Source organism: Pseudomonas sp. KB_15, from assembly GCF_052114525.1.
GTDB lineage: Bacteria > Pseudomonadota > Gammaproteobacteria > Pseudomonadales > Pseudomonadaceae > Aquipseudomonas.
Map to the genome: position 1 here is coordinate 1 of NZ_JBFREX010000223.1, position 442 is coordinate 442.

Annotated in this window: 1 protein-coding gene; it reads right to left on the minus strand. The window is 66.1% G+C overall.

The features are described from left to right. Nucleotides 1-34: 34 nt before the first annotated feature. Nucleotides 35-442: sulfur oxidation c-type cytochrome SoxA (soxA, locus tag AB4Z35_RS30590; RefSeq protein WP_442101242.1), on the minus strand; the 408-nt coding region annotated here is incomplete at its 5' end.

The following is a 442-nucleotide window of genomic DNA, read 5'->3' on the forward strand; positions in this document are numbered from 1 at the left end:
GATTGGTATCGCGTCATCGTGTGCTCTCCGTGCCTCAGCGCTTCATGTTGGGACCGTCGTACGTGCCGCCGTTGGCGTTTTTCGCCAGGAACATCGACAGGGCGGTGATCACGTCGGAGCCATAGGCGGGCTCGGGAAAGCGCTGCTGGCGCAGGCAGTCGTAGATCCGATGCTGCATGGTGCGGACCTCGCCCTGCGAGACGCGGTACGCCGGCCACGTGGTGTACGCGGCCTGGGCGCCCTTCGACTCCAGCAGGTTCGGCAGGTCCTGGAGGCGGATGCGCTGGCCGTCCACGGCGTGGCAGGTGGCGCAAGCGAAGTCGTAGGCGCCGCCCCGGTAGAAGAACATCTTCTGGCCGAGCGCGTAGACGCGCTTTTCCTCGGGGTGCGTGAGTTGCACGTTCATCTTCACGCCGCGCGACTCGCCGGTCAGGTAAGACGC